19 protein-coding genes and 2 pseudogenes are annotated in these 22533 nt (G+C 63.9%); 4 read left to right on the top strand and 17 right to left on the bottom strand.

Annotated elements, in window-relative coordinates:
* The 3 genes and pseudogenes from RYL44_RS07365 to RYL44_RS07355 all read left to right on the top strand — a co-directional run.
* Positions 1-125 (top strand): annotated as a pseudogene (locus RYL44_RS07365) (iron chelate uptake ABC transporter family permease subunit); the annotation flags it as partial.
* The gene (locus tag RYL44_RS07360; protein ID WP_276738410.1) at positions 122-877 is read left to right on the top strand and encodes an iron ABC transporter ATP-binding protein; all 756 of its coding nucleotides are present in this window, start codon (positions 122-124) and stop codon (positions 875-877) included. The pseudogene RYL44_RS07365 and the gene RYL44_RS07360, both read left to right, overlap by 4 nt.
* Before the next feature lie 148 nt (positions 878-1025).
* Entirely contained in the window at positions 1026-1382 is a 357-nt protein-coding gene (locus RYL44_RS07355) for a permease (protein ID WP_390883813.1), read from the top strand.
* Between the two features lie 101 nt (positions 1383-1483).
* Here the strand turns inward: RYL44_RS07355 and RYL44_RS07350 are convergent, their stop codons facing one another.
* The 15 genes and pseudogenes from RYL44_RS07350 to RYL44_RS07280 form a co-directional block, all read right to left on the bottom strand.
* Positions 1484-1855: a cupin domain-containing protein gene (locus RYL44_RS07350; RefSeq protein WP_314768087.1), complete on the bottom strand. Its 372-nt coding sequence runs from the start codon at positions 1853-1855 to the stop codon at positions 1484-1486.
* On the bottom strand, positions 1852-2673 hold the full coding sequence (locus tag RYL44_RS07345; protein WP_314975563.1) for a class I SAM-dependent methyltransferase: 822 nt from the start codon (positions 2671-2673) through the stop codon (positions 1852-1854). The genes RYL44_RS07350 and RYL44_RS07345 overlap by 4 nt, the downstream gene beginning before the upstream one ends.
* An 82-nt stretch (positions 2674-2755) precedes the next feature.
* The gene (locus RYL44_RS07340) at positions 2756-4429 is read right to left on the bottom strand and encodes a phospho-sugar mutase (protein ID WP_314975562.1); all 1674 of its coding nucleotides are present in this window, start codon (positions 4427-4429) and stop codon (positions 2756-2758) included.
* Positions 4430-4433: 4 nt separating this feature from the next.
* On the bottom strand, positions 4434-5087 hold the full coding sequence (gene deoC / locus RYL44_RS07335) for a deoxyribose-phosphate aldolase (protein WP_314975561.1): 654 nt from the start codon (positions 5085-5087) through the stop codon (positions 4434-4436).
* Between the two features lie 20 nt (positions 5088-5107).
* Complete coding sequence (deoD, locus tag RYL44_RS07330; protein WP_314975560.1) at positions 5108-5815, bottom strand: purine-nucleoside phosphorylase; 708 nt, start codon at positions 5813-5815, stop codon at positions 5108-5110.
* 152 nt (positions 5816-5967) lie between these two features.
* Positions 5968-6909 (bottom strand): sugar-binding transcriptional regulator, encoded by a 942-nt coding sequence (locus RYL44_RS07325; protein WP_073982401.1) that lies wholly within the window; start codon positions 6907-6909, stop codon positions 5968-5970.
* A gap of 33 nt (positions 6910-6942) precedes the next feature.
* The gene (locus tag RYL44_RS07320) at positions 6943-8229 is read right to left on the bottom strand and encodes a thymidine phosphorylase (RefSeq protein WP_314975559.1); all 1287 of its coding nucleotides are present in this window, start codon (positions 8227-8229) and stop codon (positions 6943-6945) included.
* Entirely contained in the window at positions 8216-8668 is a 453-nt protein-coding gene (locus RYL44_RS07315) for a cytidine deaminase (RefSeq protein WP_073982399.1), read from the bottom strand. The genes RYL44_RS07320 and RYL44_RS07315 overlap by 14 nt, the downstream gene beginning before the upstream one ends.
* 14 nt (positions 8669-8682) lie before the next feature.
* The gene (locus tag RYL44_RS07310) at positions 8683-9966 is read right to left on the bottom strand and encodes an ABC transporter permease (RefSeq protein WP_314975558.1); all 1284 of its coding nucleotides are present in this window, start codon (positions 9964-9966) and stop codon (positions 8683-8685) included.
* Complete coding sequence (locus RYL44_RS07305; RefSeq protein WP_073982397.1) at positions 9953-11089, bottom strand: ABC transporter permease; 1137 nt, start codon at positions 11087-11089, stop codon at positions 9953-9955. The genes RYL44_RS07310 and RYL44_RS07305 overlap by 14 nt, the downstream gene beginning before the upstream one ends.
* Positions 11089-12651, bottom strand: coding sequence for an ABC transporter ATP-binding protein (locus tag RYL44_RS07300; protein ID WP_314975557.1), 1563 nt, complete (start codon positions 12649-12651; stop codon positions 11089-11091). The genes RYL44_RS07305 and RYL44_RS07300 overlap by 1 nt, the downstream gene beginning before the upstream one ends.
* Before the next feature lie 94 nt (positions 12652-12745).
* The gene (locus RYL44_RS07295) at positions 12746-13813 is read right to left on the bottom strand and encodes a BMP family lipoprotein (RefSeq protein ID WP_073982395.1); all 1068 of its coding nucleotides are present in this window, start codon (positions 13811-13813) and stop codon (positions 12746-12748) included.
* 415 nt (positions 13814-14228) lie between these two features.
* Entirely contained in the window at positions 14229-16523 is a 2295-nt protein-coding gene (locus RYL44_RS07290; RefSeq protein ID WP_314975556.1) for a bifunctional metallophosphatase/5'-nucleotidase, read from the bottom strand.
* A gap of 163 nt (positions 16524-16686) precedes the next feature.
* Positions 16687-18069, bottom strand: a pseudogene (locus RYL44_RS07285) (ExeM/NucH family extracellular endonuclease); the annotation flags it as partial.
* Between the two features lie 283 nt (positions 18070-18352).
* Entirely contained in the window at positions 18353-19477 is a 1125-nt protein-coding gene (locus RYL44_RS07280) for a GuaB3 family IMP dehydrogenase-related protein (RefSeq protein WP_276738383.1), read from the bottom strand.
* 80 nt (positions 19478-19557) lie between these two features.
* On the opposite strand from RYL44_RS07280, the gene RYL44_RS07275 reads away from it, so the two are divergent.
* Positions 19558-20310 carry an exonuclease domain-containing protein gene (locus tag RYL44_RS07275; RefSeq protein WP_314975555.1) on the top strand — a complete coding sequence of 251 codons (753 nt, stop codon included), beginning with the start codon at positions 19558-19560 and terminating at the stop codon, positions 20308-20310.
* 1176 nt (positions 20311-21486) lie between these two features.
* Here the strand turns inward: RYL44_RS07275 and RYL44_RS07270 are convergent.
* Together RYL44_RS07270 and RYL44_RS07265 are read right to left on the bottom strand one after the other, a co-directional pair.
* Positions 21487-22176, bottom strand: coding sequence for a transaldolase family protein (locus RYL44_RS07270; RefSeq protein WP_314975554.1), 690 nt, complete (start codon positions 22174-22176; stop codon positions 21487-21489).
* Between the two features lie 103 nt (positions 22177-22279).
* Positions 22280-22533, bottom strand: a 254-nt coding sequence (locus RYL44_RS07265; RefSeq protein WP_314975553.1) for an IMP dehydrogenase, incomplete at its 5' end; no start/stop codon positions are given.

The following is a 22533-nucleotide window of genomic DNA, read 5'->3' as shown; positions in this document are numbered from 1 at the left end:
TCCTGGCCAGCGCCTACTTCGTCATGAATCACGTGTTCAACACGCAGGGCGTCGTTTCCATCATTATCGAGTTCGTCGGCGGGCTCGCGTTCATCGTCACTATTTTGCGGAAGGGCCGCCTGTGATTTCCATTGATTCCGTCGTCAAACAGTATTCATCCTCCGTGCGCATCGGCGAGATCTCCCTGGAGATCCCCGCGGGCGGCATTACGGCGCTGGTCGGCCCCAACGGGGCGGGCAAGTCCACGCTGCTGACCATGATCGGGCGTCTCCTCGGCATTGACGCGGGCACCATCGAGGTCGGTGGCCTGAACGTGGCGACGACGAAGTCCTCCCAGCTGGCGCGCACCCTGTCGATCCTGCGCCAAGAAAACCATTTCATTTCGCGCTTGACGGTCCGACAGCTGGTTGGTTTCGGTCGCTTTCCGCACACTCGAGGGCACCTGAACAGCGAGGACGAGGCCATCATCGACCGCTACATCGGCTTCCTTGACTTGGGGGACCTTCAAGGCCGCTACCTGGATCAGCTCTCTGGGGGCCAGCGCCAGCGCGCCTATGTCGCAATGGTCTTGGCACAGGAAACCGACTACGTTCTGCTGGATGAGCCGCTCAACAACCTGGACATTGCGCGCAGCGTGGAGATGATGACCATGCTGGAGCGAGCTGCCCGCGAGTTTTCGCGCACGATCGTCATCGTCCTGCACGACATTAATTTCGCGGCCCGCTACGCATCAACGATCTGCGCGCTGAAGGACGGGCAAGTCGCTTTCATGGGTTCACCTGCGGACATCATGCGCGACGATGTCCTCACCGACATCTTCGACACGCCCGTCACCGTCGTCCCAGGCCCGAACGGTCCGATCGCCTGCTACTTCTGAGCGCGCACGCGCGCTCAGCCACGGCTCGACTCAGGTCGGTCCCCCGACGCTCCCCCGGCCTCGTCGGTCACGAAGCCGGGGCCGGGTAGAATGGTCGCGCGGCCCGCGTGAAACGGCCGTGAAACATCCACCGTCCCTGGGGGTTCCCGTGTCCATCGCTGCGATTGTCTTTGTCGTTTTCCTCGCCCTGACGCTGATCGCGGGCGGACTCTACCTCTTTGCCTCGGGCCTGGTCGCGCGCGCGGACGCATGCCGCCCGCCCCTGGGCCTGCGCCTGCGGGGCGTCGAGAGCGGGTCTCGGGAATGGCGGCGTGCTCACCGCGCTGCCTGGCCGATTCTCTTTTGCGGCGGAGTCCTCGGCACCGCCCACGGCATCGCTCTGGCCGCCATGCCCTTCATGGACGCACCTGCCTCTATTCCCTTCGTCTTCGTCCTCTCCGGCGTGATTGTCGAGGTCGGCATGTGGTTGGTCGCACGCGGCGCTGGGAAGGCGGCGCTCAGGTAACATCGTCGTTCACCGGGGTCGCGCGCTGCGTGCAATCGAGTGGGAACCCCGACCTCGTTGCTCTCAGACGGGGCCAGGGTTCCCGGGCTTGAAGGCCGCAGTCAGGCGGTGGGCCGCTCGCGCCGATCCAGCATGAACAGCGCCAGCTTCGAGGGTTCAAGCGCGCGGACCGCGTGAGGCAGTCGCGTGCCGAAGTGGATGACGTCGCCGGGGCGAAGGACCACGGTGCGACCGTCGGCCTCGATTTCGAGGGCACCTTCGAGGGTCTGCAGGATGACGGGCATGGCCGCCGTGTGCTCACTGAGGATCTCGCCGGTATCGAAGCTAAAGAGGACGAGGCGCACACCCTCTGCGTGCATGACCGTGCGCGAGACGGTGGCTTCTTCGTTGATCTGGATCATCGAAGCGATGTCACTCAGGTCCGTCATGATGGGCGTAGGGAGCGCGGTGTTGGAATCGAGCGAGAGACTCACCTGTTCTCCTTGGGTTTGCGTGCGACGATGGCGACGCCGCACAGATGTCGGTCGTACTTCTTGAACGTGCGCGCCATCGTGGTGACGCGTCGGCGCAAGTCTTTGTCACGGGCGATGTTGCGGGCGATCCGCAGGGTCCCACGCACGCCCTCGTCGGCAAGCATGCGGCCTGGCTTCAGCAGGGCCATGGGCGCCTTGCGTGTCTCTTCGACGACCAGGCCCGCTTCTTCGAGAACCGCTCGCCAGCCGGCGACCGTGAGTGGCCGCGCGTTGACATTGATCGCGCGCGCGAGCGCACGGCGGATCTCGGTGGCGGGTTCCTCGGCGATGGTCTCGGGGCGCATCGCGAGCTCGTGGATGACGTAGCGTCCACCCGGGCGTAGGATACGCGCCGCTTCCCCCACGATCGCGCGCTTAGCTTTCTCACCCTGCATGGTGAGCATGGCTTCGCCGACCACGACGTCGGCACTAGCGTCCGGCAGACCTGTTTGGGCGGCATCCGCGTTCACACAGTGTCCCACGCCCGAGGCGATGGCATCGACGCGCGCGCACGCGTCGGGGTCCCGCTCGACCCCCACGTAGGAGGCGGGACCAACACTGATGATCGAGCGTGCTGTTACTCCCATTCCTGGAGCGAATTCGACGACATCCGCGCCGGGGATGACCGCTCGTTTGAGGGCCCACATGCTCAGCGCGAGACCCCCGGGGCGCAGGACTGTCTTTCCTGCACGGGCGAGCACCCAGTGACCGGGCGTCTTCTCAACGGGCCGGTTGGCATATGGCAGGGTCCCCGCCGACGATTCAACGTGACGTGACATATACGCAAGTATAGCGTTATCTATTTACGTGCGCAGAGATGCACCCCTGCTCAATCGTCGAACGGAGACCCTCCGTCAGCACTCACAGACCAATGATCTGACCGAACTCACGCTTAATCAGTTCGAGGCGCTCGTACGCCGCCTTCCACGGAACCGGCTCCCCCTCGGGGGCAGGCAGGATGACCTCGAGATAGCACTTGAGCTTGGGTTCCGTGCCCGATGGACGCGCGATCACGCGGTCCCCGGCCTCGGTCAGTACCAGCACACCGTCCGTGGGCGGCAGGCCCTTGTAGCCCTGCGCCAGGTCAGAGACCTCGACGACGGGTGAACCTGCGAGTTCGCTCGGCGGCTGCGCGCGCAAGCGCGCCATGCCGGTAGCAATCTGCTCAATCTCCTCGACGCGGAAGGTCAACGGTCCGGTCACGTGCAGGCCGTGAGCGTGGGCTAGACGGTCCAGTTCATCCCACGCGGTGCGGCCCTGAGCCTTGAGCGCGGCGAACAGCGACGCGGCAACGACAGAGGACGCAATGCCGTCCTTGTCGCGCGCGATGGCGGGATTCGGGCAGAAACCGATCGCTTCTTCATAGCCGAAGGCCAGCTGCGGAGCGCGGGCGATCCACTTAAAGCCCGTGAGCGTCGTGTGATGTTCGAGGCCGTGGGCATGCGCAATGCGGGCCAGCAGACGCGAGGAGACGATCGAGTTTGCGAGCGACCCCTCCAGGCCTCGCGACGCCAGGAATTCTCCTAGCAGGCAGCCGATCTGGTCACCGCTCAGCGGACGCCATCCGGCCTTGGCCGCAGGGTCAGGGACCGCGAGCGCGCAACGGTCCGCGTCGGGGTCCACAGCGATGATAAGGTCGGCGTCCTCGCCGCGAGCCTGCTCGATGGCCATGTCGAGGGCTCCGGCTTCCTCGGGGTTCGGGAAGGGAACCGTCGGGAAGTCCGGGTCGGGTTCGGCCTGGGCGGCGACGATTGACACGTTCGTGAAGCCCGCCTGGGCCAGCACGCGCGAGGTGAGGGACGCGCCCACGCCGTGCATGGCCGTCAGGACGATGCGCAGGTCCGCGCGGACATCAGCGTCGCCGGAGGCCAGCTTGACGGCCTCCGCGACGTACTCGTCGCGCGGGTCCACGGCCTCGACCAGGTCATCGTTCATGGGGACTTCGTCGGCGGGGGGCGTGGCCTCGATGGCCGCCGCGATCTCGGCGTCGAAAGGCGGGACGATCTGGACTCCCTGGCCATCGCCCGTAACGACGCTTCCACCGAGGTACACCTTGTAGCCGTTGTCGGGGGCGGGGTTGTGCGAAGCGGTCACCATAACGCCCGCGTCCGCGCCGTAGTGTCGTACCGCGAAGGAGGTCAGCGGGGTCGGGTTCGCCTGGGGCAGCGCGAGGACACGCACGCCGGCGGCAGAAGCGACACGGCACGCGGCCGTAGCAAACTCGGAGGATCCGTAGCGGGCATCGCAGCCCACGACCAGGGTAGGGGTACCCGTCGCGTGACGTTTAATGACCTCGCACAGGCCGGCGGTCGCTCGGATAACGACGGCCAGGTTCATGCGGGATTCGCCGGGGCCCACGACTCCGCGCAGGCCGGCAGTACCGAACTCGAGGGGACCGTTCATGGCGGCGCCCACGCGGGCGAGGGCCTCTTCGTCGCCGCCACGAGCGGCCTCAATGTCGGCCCTCAGGGACGAGGCCGTGGCCGGATCGGGGTCATGGTCTGCCCAGCGCTGGGCCAGTTCAAGAAGTTCCATAGTGTCAGTCTTCCAATTCTGCCAAGATGGCGTTAGTTGCGGAGACTCCCAGGCGAGAAGCTCCTGCTTCGATCATGGCGAGCGCCGTGTCGGCGTCGCGGATGCCTCCCGAGGCCTTGACCCCCAGGGCGTCGCCGACGGTGGCGCGCATGAGGGCGACCGCGTGGACGGAGGCCCCACCTGCGGGGTGGAAACCCGTGGAGGTCTTCACAAAGTCAGCTCCGGCAGCCATGGATGCCGTGCAGGCGGCGACGATTTCATCGTCAGTGAGAGCTGCGGACTCGATGATGACTTTCAGGACGCGTGGGGCTGGGACGACGCGGCGCACGGCAGCAATCTCTTCTTCCAGCTCGTGCAGGCGTGCGTCCTTGACCAGCTCGATGTTGATGACCATATCGATCTCGTCCGCGCCGTCGGCGACTGCCTGCGCCGCCTCGAAGGCTTTGACCTGCGGCTTGACCGCGCCCGAGGGGAAGCCGACGACGCAGGCCACCTTCAGTCCATCGGGCACGTCCAGCGGAAGCATGGACGGGGACACGCAGACCGAGAAGGTGCCGGCGCTGGCCCCTTCCTCGATAATGCGTGCCACGTCCTGGCGTGTCGCTTCCGGCTTCAAGATCGTGTGGTCGATCAACGCGGCCACGTCACGCTTCTTCATGGAGCAGCCTTCTCCTTGTCTCAGAGCGCTGCCAGGGGCAGGGCGAGCTCCATCATCGCGGTGAAGGCGGTCTGGCGCGACTGCGCGTCCGTGACTTCACCGGTGACCAGCGAATCGGAGACCGTGAACATAGCCAGGGCCTCGACACCCGCGTGCGCGGCGGTCGCATACAGGCCAGCGCTCTCCATCTCGACTGCGAGGATGCCCATGTGCTGCCAGGCCTCGTTAAAGGTCGGGTTCGCGTTGTAGAAGACGTCGGAGGACATGATGTTGCCGACGTGGAAGGGGACGCCCCGCTCGCGGGCGCGGCGCACCACGTCGTCGATCAGGTTGAAGGAGCCGATCGGGGCGAACTGGCCGGGCAGCTGGTACTGGTCCATGAACGCGCTGTTCGTGCAGGCGCCCTGCGCGATGACGACGTCGTACAGGTGCATGTTGGGCTGGAGGGAACCGCAGGTTCCGATGCGGACCAGGCGCTTGCAGCCAAACGTGTGGATAAGCTCGTAGGCGTACAGGGAGATTGAGGGGATACCCATGCCGGAACCCATGACGGAGACGGGGGTGCCCTGGTAGGTGCCGGTGAAGCCGAGCATGTTGCGCACGGCGTTGAACTGCTGGACGTCCTCCAGGTAGTTCTCAGCGATAAACTTGGCGCGCAGCGGGTCGCCCGGCAGCAGGATGGTCTCGGCGATGGGGCCGGTGGGATCAATGTGGGGTGTCGAACGCATGTGTCGTGTCCTTTGTCATCTCAGGGAGCTGTGCGCTCCTCTAGGCTTCGTTACCTATAGGGCAAGGCTAGGCCTTGCATTATCAATATGTCAATATTAACTTTGACAAGTGTTCTTTCTCTCTATCTCTACACCTCCTTCCCCAAGCCCCCTCACTCGCTCATTTCCAGCAGCCCAAGAGCCAAATCCTGATCCACCACCAGATGCGTGGCAATCCCCATGCGCAGCGCCGTGTCCAGCGCGCGTGTTTTCATGAACCCCCCCGCAACGACCAGCCGCACGGGCCGACTACACAGACGCTCCAACGAAATGCTGACAGTACGGGCCTCAAGCTCGGGAAGCGCAATCTGGCCAGCCGCCGTGAAAAAGTGAGAAAGCGCGTCACCGACAGCATCGCGCAACAGCGCATCCACTTCCTCCCCATCCAGATGCCCGAGGTTGAGAGAAATGACTTCATCGCCGATCGCGCCGATCGTAAAGACAGCCACGTCAACCTTGCGCCCCTCCTCCAGGATCTTCATGATCGCCCGATCCTTGCACACGATCGATGCCGTCTTCGTGGACTGAAAAATGACAGGCAGGGGCAGGTAGCGCGGCTGAGCGTTAAAAGCATCGCAAAATGCACGCATCACCTCAAAGTCGTGCGTCGCACGCGCGGAGAAAGATGTCCCACCCTTGAGCTGAACAACTCGCACGCCCTGGCGCGGAGAACGCTCCAAGTGAGAAGCAAGCGCATACATCGTGCGACCCCACGAAATACCCACGCGCATGCCGTCGTGCACCAACTGGCTCACCAGGTCCGCGCCCACGCGCCCAACCTCATCGATAGCTTCCTCCTCGGTCGCTGCGTGCCCGTGCGCGACGCGCACGCATGCCAGACCGTAGCGCTGCTCCAGTCGGGCAGCCAGTTCGGAAGCTTCCTCCCGAGGATCATGTATCGTGATCGTCACGAAACCACGATCGCGACCATGAGCGAGGAGCTTAGCCACGGTAGGACGCGAAAGCCCCATACGGGCGGCGATGTCAACTTGGCTCAAATCCTGCTGGTAATAGAGTTTGAGAGCATCAACAGCCTGCTCGTCGCGCTTATCCACGTGTACTCCCTCCTCGCCCTGGCCGCGCCGCGATCAAGACACGGTCTCCAGAACAACCCCGCGGGCAGCGAACGTGCCCCCCTCGGTAATCTCGATTGCACCTGATAGGGTCTCAACTGCGCGAGCAATTCGCCACTCGTCGTCGGTGTGGAGAGTCAGCAGAGGCTGTCCCCTCGACACGGTCTCCCCCGGCTTAGCGTGGATCTCGATGCCCGCACCAGCCTGCACCGGATCCTCCTTAACGGCTCGCCCCGCGCCGAGTCGCCACGACGCCACACCCACGCTCAGGGCATCCATACCGACGATCATACCGTCAGCCTCAGCACACACCTGATGGGTGTGCACGGCACGAGGCATGGGAGCGTCCGGATCACCCCCCTGCTCGCGGATCATCGCACGCCAACGATCCATCGCGCGCCCGTCTTCAAGGGCCGCCTCCACATCAACGTCGTGCACGCCAGCAAGATCAAGCATGTGACGCGCCAATTCGCAGGTCAGCTCAACGACGTCAGAGGGACCACCACCGGCCAGGACTTCGACAGACTCCTCGACCTCGAGCGCGTTGCCGATCTTGCGCCCCAGGGGAACGGACATATCGGTGAGCAGGGCGCGCGTGGCCACACCCGCGTCGCGTCCCAGGTCCACCAGAGTGCGCGCCAGTTGACGCGCACTGTCAATGTCCTTCATGAATGCTCCCGACCCGACCTTGACATCCAGGACGAGAGCGCCCGTCCCTTCAGCGATCTTCTTACTCATGATGGAACTAGAGATCAACGGAATGGACTCAACGGTTGAGGTGATGTCACGCAGAGCGTAGAGCTTCTTGTCCGCGGGCGCCAGACCAGACCCCGCCGCGCAGATGACCGCGCCGCAGCCGTTACCGAGCTGGGTCAGGATCTCCTCGTTGGACAGATGAGCGCGCCACCCAGGGATGGACTCCATCTTGTCCAGAGTACCGCCCGTGTGCCCCAGGCCTCGGCCCGACAGCTGGGGAACAGCCACCCCGAAACACGCGACGAGCGGCGCCAGGGGGAGCGTGATCTTGTCACCCACACCTCCCGTAGAGTGCTTATCGGCAGTCGGCTTTCCGATCCCAGAGAAGTCCATGCGCTCCCCCGACCGGATCATCGCGTCCGTCCACCTGGCGATCTCGTCCCGCGTCATTCCCCGCAGGAAAACAGCCATCGCCAAAGCAGCCATCTGCTCGTCCTTGACAACGCCCTTCGTGTAGGCGTCGATCGTCCAGTCGATCTGCTCGGGGGTCAGGGCACCCCCGTCGCGCTTCGTTCGAATAATGTCAACGGCATCAAAGAGCGCCATCGTATCCTTCTTTCGTGTCGGACGAGGCCGGGGCAGGTAGCGCCCCGACACTGTCCAGGTCGTGTGGGCCAAAGGCACCAGGGAGGACCTCGCTCATGGGAGCAACGCCTTCCGGCATGAGAACCAGGCAGGAGGGGCCGCCGTGCTCATAAATGAGCTGGCGGCACCTCCCGCACGGGGAGACAGGGACCTCGTCACCGTTGACAGCAACGACCGCGACAAGCGCGCCACCACCGCTACGGATTAGCTCCGACACCATGCCGCACTCGGCACACAGCGTCACCCCGTACCCCGCGTTCTCAACGTTGCACCCACTCACGATTCGCCCGTCCTGCGCCAGTCCGGCGGCGCCAACGGGGAACCCCGAGTACGGGCAGTATGCCCGCTTCATCGCGTCAATGGCGCTACCCAGCAGGGCATCCCAATTGATCGACGTCATCGGTGCATCATCCTTCACTTCATGTAGGGAACGTTCTCAGCCGCGGGAGCACGCGACTTGCCGACAAACCCAGCCACCGCGATGATCGTCACCACGTAGGGAATCATTGACACGAGATTGCCCGGGACAGCGTTAGACAGATTGGGCAGCAGGTGCGCCGTCGCCTGAGCAAAACCGAACATGACAGCAGCCGCCATGGCTCCCAGCGGATTCCACTTACCCAAGATCAGCGCAGCGAGGGCGATGTAGCCGTTCCCTGCGGAGATATTGTCCGTGAATGCCAGAGACGATCCAATCGTGAAGAACGCGCCACCCAGACCCGCGAGGGCCGAACCCAAGACCGTGTTGTTCGTACGCGTACGCTGCACGTTGATGCCGACCGTATCTGCTGCCCGCGGGTGCTCCCCACACGCCCGCAGGCGCAGACCCCAACAGGAACGGAACAGGAAGAAGGCCAGCGCGGCGACCACGACGTACATGATGTAGACGAGGATCGTCTGATTGAACAGCGCGGGGCCGATCACCGGAATCTCAGACAAGCCCGGAATCTTAATGGTCGAGAGCGAAAACTGGTTGGTGTTCAGGTTCAGCGTCGACTTCTTCATCACCGTTCCACCGAAGAAAGTGGTCAGGCCCAGCGCCAAAACGTTCAACACGACACCGACGATGACCTGATCAACGCCATACTTGACGGAGAACAGAGCCAGAAGCAGGCCCATGAAAGCGCCCGCAACAGGCGCGGCGATCAGACCAGCATAGGCATTATGGAAGTACGAGGCCACGAGGACACCCGCGAACGCGCCAACCAGCAGGTCACCTTCAATTGCGATGTTAACCACGCCGACTCGCTCGGAAATCACGCCGGCGAGAGCACCGAAAATCAGCGGCGTCGACAAGGCAACCGTCGACACCAGGACCGAGGTAAGCGTTACGCCACCAGTGGTAGAACCCGAACCGGCGAACACGAGGAACCCACAGACAGTCGACAGGCCAACGAGGACCACCACGATGATCCGGGCCCACGAGGGGGTCCGCATCCTGCGAGCCGTCGTCACCAGGGACCACGCAGCAGCGGCGATCGCAATGACCGCGAGTCCCCACACAATGGGCGCGCCGGCAGTCACGATCTCAGGGATCACGTACGACTGCGACTTATCGTTGAGGATGATACGAACATCACCACTCGTCACGGCGGCAAGAACCACCAGGAGAACGCTGGCAGCAACGTAAACCCCGGGAAGTTTCCAGGACCGCTTGGTCTCAATCAGCGTTTGTGCTCCACGCTCACTTGTGCTCATCACTGACCTCCTTCTCAAGTGCTTCCACGCGTCGGGCGTCAGGAAGACGGAACATCCACCGCACCAGCGCCGGGGCGGCAATCAGCAGCACGATCACCGACTGCAGAATCAAAATCATGTCGATCGGCACGCCCTTGGTCTGCATCAGGTAACCACCAGCCTTGAACGCGCCGAACAGAAGACCCGCACAGAACGTGCCCAGCGGCTTATTGCGGCCCAGCAGAGCAACGGTGATCGCGTCGAAACCGATCGTTCCGGCGACATCGCGGGACACGTAACCCAGGGTGCCCAGCGCCTCGTTCGCACCCGCGAGACCGAGGAACGCACCCGAAATCACCATCGTCACAGCCGTAATCTTCTCCACCGAGATACCCGCAGTACGGGCAGCAGCTGCGTTCGTTCCAACCGCGCGGATCTTAAAGCCGAGCGTCGAGCGCTCCATCAGCCACCAGAAGAAAGCTAACGCAATAATCGAAACGATGAAACCAGCGTGAAGACGGAACGGCAGGGGCAGAATCCTCACCAACTCAGCCGATTCCGCTACGTCGGCGGTCACCGGCTGGTTCAAGCCCGGCGCCTGCCACGACTTCAAACCGAGCGTGTATCCCAGACCAAGGGCCGCAATCATGTTCAACATGATCGTCACAATGACCTCATTGGCACCCGTCTTCGCCTTCAGAACACCCGCAATGCCCGCGTACAAGCCACCCGCAAGCATAGCGGCGGCAATCGCCACCAGCGTATGAATGACCGGAGGCAGGTTCAGCGAGAAACCGACCCACACGGCAGCGAGCGAACCAGCGATGATCTGGCCCTTGCCACCAATGTTGAACAGGCTCGCACGGAAACCAATCGCCAGGCCCAGGCCCGCGATAATCAAAGGAATCGAGAAGAACAACGAATTCGTCAACGGCATGATCGTGCGAGTGAACGTCTTCGCCTCGGGATCAATGATGGCCCCGCGGAACATCGCGTAGTACGCCTCCGTCACCGACGCGCCAGACATCGCGATCAGGATCGCCCCGATGACGAAAGCGATAACGACCGCCAGCACCGACACAAACCACTGCGACGCCAACACGCGGGCAATTGCCAGGCGTGCTCCACCCTTTTGCTTACTCATCACTTTTCCTCCCTGCCAGCGCGATCGGCGGCAGCCGAACCAGACGACGAAGCCTTGGCCTCGTCCAGCGGAACACCGGCCATCATGAGGCCCAGGACATCACGCGGCGTATCCGGCGGGACAATGCCGACGATACGACCGCGGTACATCACGGCAATACGATCCGCGAGCGCACAAATCTCATCCAGCTCGGACGAAATCAGCAAAACCGCGCAGCCCCCATCGCGCGTGTCCACGATCCTGCGGTGAATGAACTCAATCGAACCAACGTCGACGCCGCGCGTGGGCTGATTGACGACCAGGAGCTGAAGCTCCTTCGACATTTCGCGCGCGACGACGACCTTCTGCTGATTACCGCCCGACAGGGACGAAATCGGGTCATTGATCGACGTCAGGCGAATGTCGTACTCCTCCTGTTTCTCCTCAGCGTTGCGCGCGATCGCAGCAAGCTTGCGAGAACCGAACGCCGAAAACTGACTAGAGGTGAATTGATCCAGGACCAGGTTGTCCGCAATGGAGAAGGAGGCGATAATGCCGTCCGTCATGCGGTCCTCGGGAACGAAGCCGATGCCCGCGTCCAAAGACTGGCGCGGATTGAGGTGCGTAATGTCCTGATCACCCAGGCGAACAGCACCGGAGGTCGGCGTGCGCAGACCAAGGACGACCTCGGCCAATTCACTTTGGCCATTGCCCTGGACACCGGCGATCGCCACCGTCTCTCCCCTGCGCACCTCGAAGGAGAGGTGATCGAGGAGGGGAACGCCCCCGGATCCGATGAGCGTCACGTCGTCGAAGGCCAGGCCATCGCCAACAAGGTTGGCCGGCGCCTTATCAACGCGCAGCTGAACCGGACGGCCCACCATCTGGGAAGCCAAAGACGCCTCGGAATCCGTCGGCGACGCCTCGCCCACAATGCGACCACGCCGAATAACGGTAATCGCGTCGGCAACGGCACGGATCTCACGCAGCTTGTGCGTGATGAACACGATCGAGGTACCCGAGTCCGCGAGCTGACGCATGATCACCATGAGTTCGTCCGTTTCCTGGGGTGTGAGCACCGCAGTGGGCTCGTCTAGGATCAGGACCTTCGCCTCGCGCGACAAAGCCTTGACGATCTCCACGCGCTGTTGCGCACCGACCGGCAGATCCTCGATGAGAGCATCGGGATCCAGGTCGAATCCGAAACGCGCTGACACACCGCGGACCGTCTGACGAGCCTTGTCGAGGCTGATGATACCGGCCGGCCCGGTGGGCTCGTAGCCCAGGGCAATCGACTCAGCCACGGTGAAGACCGGGATCAGCATGAAGTGCTGGTGCACCATGCCAATACCCGCCGCGACTGCGTCGCCCGGGCCCTTGAACGTGGTGGGTTGTCCATCCAGAAGAATCTGCCCTTCGTCGGGCTGATGCAATCCGTACAGGACATTCATGAGCGTGGACTTACCCGCGCCATTCTCCCCCAGCAGGGCATGAATTTGCCCTTCCTCGACCGTGAGGTCGATCGAGTCGTTTGCGATGAGGGGACCGAACCTCTTCGTGATCCCCCGCAACTCTAGTTTCATTCCTTTTCCTTCCCACCGTGGAGCACATACCCCAGGTGCGTCTGATGGCCTGGCGTCGCGAGCCGCGTCGTCGCTACCCGCTCGCCTTCGGCTCTCACTTCGGAGCGGCCTGCGATTCGATGGTCAGTTCACCCGACTTAATCTTCTCTGTGAGCGTCACCAGATCCTGCTTGATGTCGTTAGGGACCTGTGAGTCGAAGTCATGGAAGGGCGCAATGGAAACCCCTCCGTTTGCCAGCGTGCCCACATACGGTTCCGGCGTGAAGTTGCCACTCACCGAGTCCGTGATGGCCTGCTCGACGGCCGCACCGATCTCCTTCATAACCGAGGTCAAAACGATCGAGGAGTAGTCGGGGTTGGCCTCGTACCAGTCGGAGTCCACACCGATGATCAGGGTGTTGCCGTCCGCCAGTGCGGCGGTCGCGGCCCCCAAGCCCACGGGTCCGGCGACGGGCATGATAATGTCGGCGCCCTGCGAGATAAACTGCTGCGCCTGCTGCTTGCCCAGCGCCTGGTCATCGAAGGACTGAGTGAAGGATCCCGCCTGGGCTGCCTTGTCCCAACCCAGGAGCTGCACAGACGCACCCTTCGCGTCGTTGTAGGCGGCGACGCCGTCAGCGAAACCGTCCATGAACACCGTCACGGCGGGGATTTGAATACCACCGAAAGTAGCGACCTTACCCGTCTTCGTCATGCCCGCAGCGACGTAGCCTGCCAGGAATGCCGCCTCGGAAGTGTTGAAGAGCAGGGGGCGACCGTTCTCGATGGTCACCGGCTCATTCTTCTTATCGCTAAAACTGGCGTCGACCAGAGCAAAGTGCAGGTCCTTATTCTCGTCCGCCGACGCGTGCACGGCCTTCTCCAGGCTGAAGCCGACGCCGATGATCAGGTTGCAGTTGTCGGCGACCATCGTCTCGACGTTGGGCCTGAAGTCGGCGTCCGAGGTGGATTCGGCCGTATTGATCTTGACTCCCAGGTTGGCGTGAGCAGTCTGCAGGCCGTTGTACGCGGACTCATTAAAGGACTTGTCGTCCCATCCGCCGGAGTCTGAGACTGCGCAGGCTTTGAAGTCGGCAGCGCCCTCGGCATCGCCTCCCCCACACCCGGTGAGCGCGAGCGTGATGGCTCCCGCCGCAGCGAACATCTTCACAACGTGTTTCATGTATGTGTTCCTCCGTTGATGGTGATTCTTCCTTGAATCGGTGGTGGCCTATGCCACAGACCATGCCCACGCAACCATTGCATGAACATTTGTCAGAATCGACTTTTACGTCTGCTATGAATTGTGCTGACAGGCATTCACCATGTCAAGACAACCTATTGTTGGATTGGTAACGTTTCTGGCGTTAGCTCTCACATGCGCGCCACAATCAGCCACCACAAGGACGACAGTCCCAATGCCAGACCCGCTGCTCGGATGACATCGCACATGAGTCCGCACAAACCCATGACATCTGGACGAGACGAAAGCAGCGCGGGCCACAGACCACGCCCACCGATCGACGAGTGAACATATGCAAAGTCAGGCTATTACGTTCGTTCACCATGACCCGCACCGCCTCCGTTCCCATCAGTGACTACCGGTCACTTGCGCCGCGACAACGCCGACGGCGACGAGCCGCTACCGCAGCGACACCCACCGCACACATCGCCAAAGCAAAGGGCAGCCCCTGCGTGGTCGCGCCGGTGCGAGCCAAACCTCCACGTCGTACAGCGTCCGCCTTGTTCCTCGAAAGCACACCACCGATCACCCCAGAGGTACTCCCTCGCCCCTGATCGACCGACACCGTCGGATCCGCAGCAGGAGCATCAGTACCCGCGCAGGCAACGGGGATCGTCACCCCGTCCGAGGCCTCGACGACCGTCGCGAAGTCGGTGGCCACCGTGACGGGAACGGCCACGACATCACCGGCCGCCCTGCCCTCGCAGGCGCCCACGACCGTCACGGTCACGCTCGCCTGCCCGGCTCCGTCCGTCGTAATGACCGAGGCGGCGTCCGAGGCGTGCGCGTCCACCAGGGAATTGTCGACCTCGGCCACCGCCTGCGCACCGCCCGCGCTCACGCGCACCTTCGAGGTGATGGAAGGCCCCTCGGAGAAGGACAGGCCACGCAGCGGAATCGTTACCGTAGCCCCATCAGCGACCGCCTCTGTGGGCAGGGTCAGGCCGATCGAGGACTTCGCCGCGCGCGGGCTCAACGCGGACGAGGCCTCGGCGGAGCGATCCCCGCTACCCGAATGCGCACCCAGGTAGGCGTTGAAGGAATCACGGTCCAGGTTTCCGTTCGTGGTGGCCGCTCCCCCGCGGGTCAGGGCCTCGAAGGAGTCGCCGCCAGCGAGCAGGAAGGACACGGACCCGACCGTGTACGTCGCGTCGGCCCTGAGGGGCTCGCCGTTGATCGTCACCGACGTGATGCGCTCCCCGTAGGGCTTGGCCGGGTCGTAGGTGTAGCGCACGTTCGAGGACAGGCTGAGCTTGAGCATCGGCCGGGAGTTCTGCGAGTTCAGATCCGTCTTCCACTGCTGCTCGAGCGCGTCCTTGACGTCCGATCCCTTCAGCGTCACATACCCCAGCTCGTTGGAGAAGGGCTGGACCTCGTAGGTCTGCGCATACGTGATCGTCCCGTCCTCGCCGGGCACCAGGTCGGCGCGCAGGTCGCCCGCGTTGATCATGCCGATGTCGACGCTCTTCCCGTCCGGGGTGAGGATGGACTCGCGCAGGGAATCGGCCACCAGGTCACCCAGGGACGACTCGATGCCACGGTTCGACCCCGGCTCGGTCGTCCCCTCGGGGGTGGTGAACACGCCGCGCATGAAGGGGGTCGTGTACCCGGTCGCGACGACGCGCTTGCCCGCTTCCTTCGAGTCGGCCTCGGCTTGATCGACAATCGCCTGAGTGGCGGGGTCCGCGCCGCACTGGGCGACCTCGGCGGCGGGGATGAGGATCGAGTCGGCGCTGGTCACCTGCCGCGTCGCCGGGTCAATCGTCAGGCGGATCAGGCCCAGATTATCCGTGTAGGAGCCCGAAGCGACGCCCGCCAGGCGCGGGTTCGCACTGTCGAATGACTCGACCGAATTGACGTGATCGAACTCGTAGGGCACGTGCGTGTCCCCACCCATCAGGCCATCGACGTTCTTGCCGACCTTGACGTAGTTATTCTTCACGTCATCGTCAAGCATCGCGATGACAACGTCAGCCGTGCCACTCGACTTGAGTTGCTCGGCCAACGAGTCGATGCGCGCGATGGGGTCGCTAAAGGTCAGGCCCGCCGTCGTGCCGGGGCTGAGCTTGTAAGGCACATCCTGCGCGATCGCGCCGATGAACGCCACCTTCATACCCGAGGGCGATACCCACAGCTTGTAGTCCCCCAGGTAGGGGGTGCCATCCCCGTAGGTGCCCATGCCCTCAATGTTGGCCCCCAGATACGGGAAGGTCGCCTGCACATACTCACTCGGGTTGGACCCGTCGACTCGCTGCTTGAAGACCGCCTGCCCCATGTCCAGCTCGTGGTTGCCGATCGTCGAGGCCAGCGGGTTCATCGTATTGAGGGCCTCAATGGTGGGGTTGTCTTTGAGCGAACCCGACAGGTAGGGGGACGCCCCGATGTTGTCACCCAGCAGAGTGAACGAGGAGTTCGGGTTCTTAGCGGTCGCCTCTTTCAAGTAGCAGTTCACTGCGGGCAGGCCTGCCTCACGCACGACGCCCTTACTGGACACCTGCTGAATATGCCCGTGAATATCCGTGAGGTTGTACAGGTCCAAGACAATTGGGGTGGCCTCTTCCTGCGGAAGTGCGACAGCTGCGCTCGGTACGACCGCGAGGGACAGCGCCGCCATTGAAGCGAGTGCGAGATGCGTCCATCTGTGATGCATGGGTTTTCCTTTCTGGGAGGCGTCAGTGCCACCCCTGTTGTGTGTTTGCAGAAACATCGCTTGGGCTACTATCGGCGCTTCTTGCGCCTCGCGAGGGACACGGCCATGCCTCCCGCTCCGGCCAGGAGAACCCCAAGACCGATGCTCGCCTCGGCGCTGGCCCCCGTGCGCGCGAAGCACTGCGGGCCGCGGAAGGCCTCGCGCCCGTTGCGAGGGGGTTTTCGACCTCTTCCAGTGCGACTACGTCGGCGCCCAAAGCGTTGATCGCAGAGACGATCTTGGATTGCTGATTGGCGAAGGCCTCGTGCGAGTACGCCCCACGCACCCTGCACTTCTTCGTCGTCACGAAGGCGCCCGTGCGGTCCGGGTACCCCGTGCACCCGGCCTCGTCGACCCCCAGGTCGGAAAAGTAGTTGAGGACATTGAACGTGGCGACGCGGATATTCCCGCCAACCGTGGGGGCGGTCGGACGCTGCCCCATGATGGTCACCGGAGAACGGTCGGGATGCGCGGCCACCATGGACGTTGGTTGAAAGACGAAGGATCCGTGACGCGGTTCGAACACCACGGGCTCGTCGAAGGACACGTGGTAGCCGACGCGCGCCTGAGCACCATTTGCCAGGTACGCGTAGGGTACCCCGGTGGCTGCGCCCCGCAGCAGATTCGTGTTCGTCCCATCGTCAAGCGCGATCACACGCGCGGCGTTAGCGGCCTCGTAGTCGCGGGCCGCCTGGCCGGGAGCTACCACATCGGTGGCGGCGCGCAGCGGCTCAACCCCGGGAGTCAGCAACAGCGTTCCGTACTGATTCGTCTGATTGTTACCCGTGATTGTCCACGTGCCCTGTGGCGCGAGGAGCATGGACTCGTAGGACTCTGCCTGCTCCGCCGTGGGAACGCCGGTGACCGGCGTGGGGGTCACAGCCTGACAACCGTCTACCTGCTTGACGGCGCTGGCCTCCAGCTGCGTCAGGCTCGAGGGATTGTCTGTCGCGGACGTAGCAGGGAACTCCCCGACCGTGCCGCTCACGCGTACGCACGTCCCGTGAGCCGGGACCTGGTCGTTCTTCCCCACGTAGACGAAGAGTGCATCCGAATTCGTGCGCCCCTCATCCCACGCGCCACCACTGCCCGGCGTCTGAATCGTGAATCCGTCCAAGGTGGTGGCCAGCCCCGACTCCCCAGCCGGGTACGCGGTCGTCACTACGCCCACCGTGGTGACGACCGCCCCCACCATCGCCGACTCATCCCCCGCGCCAACAGCCTGGATGTCCGAGATTGGGGTGTCGACGAGGCCTCGACCCGGGTCCCCCGATTGCGCGGAGTTCTCGGGTTGGGCTGGTTGCGTGGCTTGCGCGGCATCTGAGTGGGCGACCTGAGCGGACTCTCCCTGCGCCGCTTCTACCTGGCTTGCTTCCGTTGTGCCCGGCTGGGCCGCTCCGAAAGCGCCCGGCTGACTGGCATCTACCGCCCAGGACGCGGGCACAAGCCCCATCGCGGACAGGGTGAACGCGCCGAGTACAGCTAGTGATCGCGTCCCGCACTTCATCGGGATGTCCTCTCAACCTCACCTCACCGTGAGGGACCTCGCGGCCCCGGACCGCAGGCACCTTTACCTGCAGCAACACGAATTTTGATAAGTGTATACGACATGACAAACAAATGAAACCGCTCGGGAAAATTCCTGGGCTACTAGCCAGTGGCATAGATGCGTCCAGAAAGGACACCCGAGTGCGTCAAATCTGCACCGGCTTCGTCAAACTCCCTCACACCCGCTGAGGTGCCCGGCCTCGTCACCCCCAGCCCCGGCCTCGTCGCTGAGCGAACGACGGTCAGGACGCCGAATACGGGGAGACGACCACCTGAGCGCGCTGCAGATCCTTCACCTCGGCATACCCCGTCGAGGCCATCGTCCGCTTGAGCGCCCCCACAAAGTTCAGCGAACCATCCGCGCGCGTAGACGGGCCGTACAGAATCTGCTCAAGCGTGCCCGTCGTTCCCACGTACACGCGCTGGCCGCGCGGCATGTCCGGGTGGGTGGCCTCGGAGCCCCAGTGCCAGCCGCGCCCGGGCGCCTCCTCGGCGCGGGCGATGGCCGCCCCCAGCATGACGGCGTCCGCGCCGCACGCGATCGCGCGCGCGAGGTCGCCGCTGCGCCCAATGCCGCCGTCCGCGATGACGTGCACGTAACGCCCACCGGACTCGTCCATGTAGTCGCGCCGGGCCGCCGCCACGTCCGCGATAGCCGTCGCCATCGGCGCATGCACACCCAGCGACTGACGTGTCGAATGCGCCGCTCCCCCACCAAAACCAACAAGAACACCCGCGGCGCCCGTACGCATGAGATGCAGAGCAGCCGCGTCCGTACACACGCCGCCGACTATGACGGGCACGTCCAGCTCATAGATGAAGCGCTTGAGATTAAGGGGCTCGCGGCGAGACGACACGTGTTCGGCGGACACCGTCGAACCTCGAATAATGAACAGGTCGACGCCCGCGTCAACAACCGCGCGCCAATACTGCTGGACGCGCTGGGGTGAGAGCTTTCCGGCGACGACCACGCCGGCCTCGCGCAGCTGCTTGAGCCGCTCCGTGATCAGCGAGGGCTTGATCGGCTCCGAATAGACGCGCTGGAGGGTCGCGATCGACTCCTCCTCGCCCAGGTGAGCGATCTGATCAAGAATCGGGGTGGGATCCTCGTAGCGGGTCCACAGCCCATCCAGATCCAGGACGCCGATACCACCGAGGCGGCCGAAGGCGATCGCGGTTTCCGGGCTCATCACCGAGTCCATGGGGGCGGCCATGAGGGGAATGTCGACGTGGTAGGCGTCGATCTGCCAGCCGACGTTAACGTCCTCGGGGTCGCGCGTGCGCCGAGCGGGCACGAGCGCGATGTCGTCCAGTGTGTAGGCGCGCCGACCGCGCTTGCCGCGTCCGATTTCGACTTCGTGGCTCATGAACCGATTCTACGTCCTCCGAGACGCAGATGTGCCCGCCCTCTGCCACACTGGAGGAACCGGCAAAGACAGGAGCAATCATGAGCTGGATCGAGGACCCGTGGATGGGTTTTGACACCGAGACGACGGGAGTGCGCGCGCTCAAGGATCGCCTCGTCACCGCCGCGCTGGTGCTGCGCATCGACGGCGCATCCTACCGGTCCGGCGTCAGCGCCCCCGATCAGGTGGCCACGTGGCTGACCGACCCTGGTGTCGAGATCCCCGAGCAAGCCACGGCTGTCCACGGCATCACGACCGAGCAGGCGCGCCGCGACGGCCGCCCGATTGAGGATGTCCTCCACGAGCTGGCCGGTTCCATCGTCGAACATTGGCTGCGCGGCTACCCGGTCGTCGCCTTCAACGCGACGTACGACATCACGCTGGTCAACCAGGAGCTGCGCCGCCACCACCTGGGTTCCTTCGAGGAGCGCCTGGAGGGCGCGCCGATGCTGGTCGTCGACCCGCTCGTCTTGGATCGGAAGCTCGACCGCTTCCGCAAGGGCAAGAAGACGCTGACGGAGATGGCGCCCGTCTACGGCGCGGTCGCCTCCCCGGACGCTCACACGGCTGAGGTCGACGTGGCCATGACGCTTGACGTGCTCGCGGGCATGGTGGATAAGTACCCGCAGCTGGCGTCCATGAGTGCCCTGGAACTCACCGACTATCAGCGTCAGGCCCACCAGGATTGGGCCGAGGACTTCGAGCGGTACCTGCGTAAGCAGGGCCGCGACGCTACCATCGACCGCGAGTGGCCTCAGATCACGCCACGAGGCCGCGGCGACGACCAGCAGTAAGGGCACTTCGAGCGGGGGTCGGCGGACGACCCCCGTTTCTTTGTGCCTGAGGGCCGCGCACAGGGGGTCTGAATGAGCCGTGTGGGAAGACCCGAACGAGGCAGTGGCCGGGGTCGCGCCCGGGCGGCAGGATCCGGCTGCTCAGCATGCGCTGCGCGCCACCAGTGTGGGGCCGACGGGGCCGCAGCCCCCGGCCACCAAGGCACATCCGGATAGGTAACGAGCATCCGGATAGCTTAATAACCTATCCGGATTCACATAACCTATCCACGTGCGCACAACCTATCCAGATAACACCTGGGGGCCACGGGCTTTGCCGAGCAACACGCACCACGCACCGCACACCACCAGTGCGGAGGGCGCCAGCGGGCCCGGCGGCGCCACAGTGTCTCGCCGAATAAAAGTCGCACGTAATTCCCCTCGGTCATTTTTCGAGCACTGCTCAAAACGTTGCAATTCCAACGATGCAAAGTCAATGTTTGAAGCAGCCGCAGGGGAATTACGTGCGACATTGTCGGGGAACCATGCCCGCGACCGTTCTCGCACCCCACACAAGCCCAGGCCAGAGCATGACACCAGTTCGGGAACATGACGCCAGTGAGGGAGCACGATGCCACCTCCGAACCGGCGTAATACCCACCTCAGTGGTGCCACGCCGCTGACCAACAGACATTAACGCGGACCCGCGCGAGTGGAGGGGCCGCAGCCCCCGGCCACCAAGGCACATCCGGATAGGTAACGAACATCCGGATAGGTAACGAACATCCGGATAGCTTAATAACCTATCCAGATGCGCATAACCTATCCGCGTGCGCACAACCTATCCGAATAAGCCCAGGCAGAGGGCACACCAGGGGCCACAGGGCCGGGCGGGCTTCGAGTCGACGCGCCGAGCGAAGCTCGCGGCGCGAACGGCGAGCAGGCGGGCGAAGCCGCTCAGCACCCACCACGCACCACCAGTGTGGAGGTCGCCGGCGGGGCCGCAGCCCCCAGCCACCAACACGCATCCGAATAGGTAACGAACATCCGGATAGGTAACGAACATCCGGATAGCTTAATAACCTATCCAGATGCGCATAACCTATCCGCATGCGCACAACCTATCCAGATCAGCCCAGGCAGAGGGCGCAGCAAGGCCCGGAGGCGGAACTCCGCCTCCGGGCCTCTACACAAGCCTCACTTGTCGTTGACCAGGTCCAGCCACGTGCGGCGCTCGCCCACGAGGATGCCGAAGTCGCGGTTCTGGTCCGCGATGGCGGCGTCGGTCGCGGGGTTCTTGATGAGGGCGGCCAGCACGTCGGGGGCGGCGGTGATGGCGCCCACGCCCTGGCGGACCAGTTCGAGGACCTGCTCGGAGTTCTTGAAGGACGCGGCCAGGACGTCGGCCTTCAGGTCGTAGGTGCGCAGCGTGCGGTGGATTTCGGAGGCGACGCGCACGCCGTCGATGCCGTAGTTGTCCATGCGGTTGACGTAGGGGGCGACGTAGCGGGCGCCGGCCTTAGCGGCCATGAAGCCCTGCATCGAGGAGTGGATGCCGGTCGCGGTCACCTGCATGCCTTCACGCACGATGCGCGGGATGGCGGCGAAGCCTTCGCGCGTAACGGGGAGCTTGATGAAGAGGTTGCCGCCGATTTCGCCGCGCAGCGCCCTGGCCTCGGCGACCATGTCGTCGGCGCGCTGGGAGACGATCTGGACGTGCAGCTGGGCGCCATCGGGCAGGATGGACTTGATCGCGTGGAGGACGTCGAGGGGTTCCTTGCCTTCGCGGTACAGGATCGTCGGGTTGGTCGTCACGCCGTCGATGGGCAGGTATTCGAGGGTCTTTTTGATGGAATCGACGTTCGCGTGATCGATGAGGATGAGCATGGGCGGCTCCTTTGCGCTGTCGTGGGTTTTCGCACCCTTAGGATAACGCGGGCGGGAGCAGCCCACCGACTGCTCCCGCCCGCCTCGAGCGCTCGACCTGCGATTACTTCGCGGAGGAGGAGTGGTAGTTCGGCGCTTCCGTCGTCATCTGAATGTCGTGCGGGTGCGATTCGCGCAGGCCCGCGCTGGTGATGCGCACGAAGCGCCCATTGGCCTTGACCTGGGAGATCGTGGAGGCGCCCAGGTAGAACATGGTCTGGTGCAGGCCGCCGACGAGCTGGTAGATGACCGACGCGAGGGAACCGGTGTAGGGCACCTGGCCCTCGATGCCCTCGGGGACGATCTTGTCGTCGGAGG

The organism is Actinomyces bouchesdurhonensis (assembly GCF_963540955.1).
Classification (GTDB): domain Bacteria; phylum Actinomycetota; class Actinomycetes; order Actinomycetales; family Actinomycetaceae; genus Pauljensenia; species Pauljensenia bouchesdurhonensis.
The sequence above is the reverse complement of the archived record's forward strand: the minus strand, read 5'-3'. Positions and strand labels throughout refer to the sequence as shown.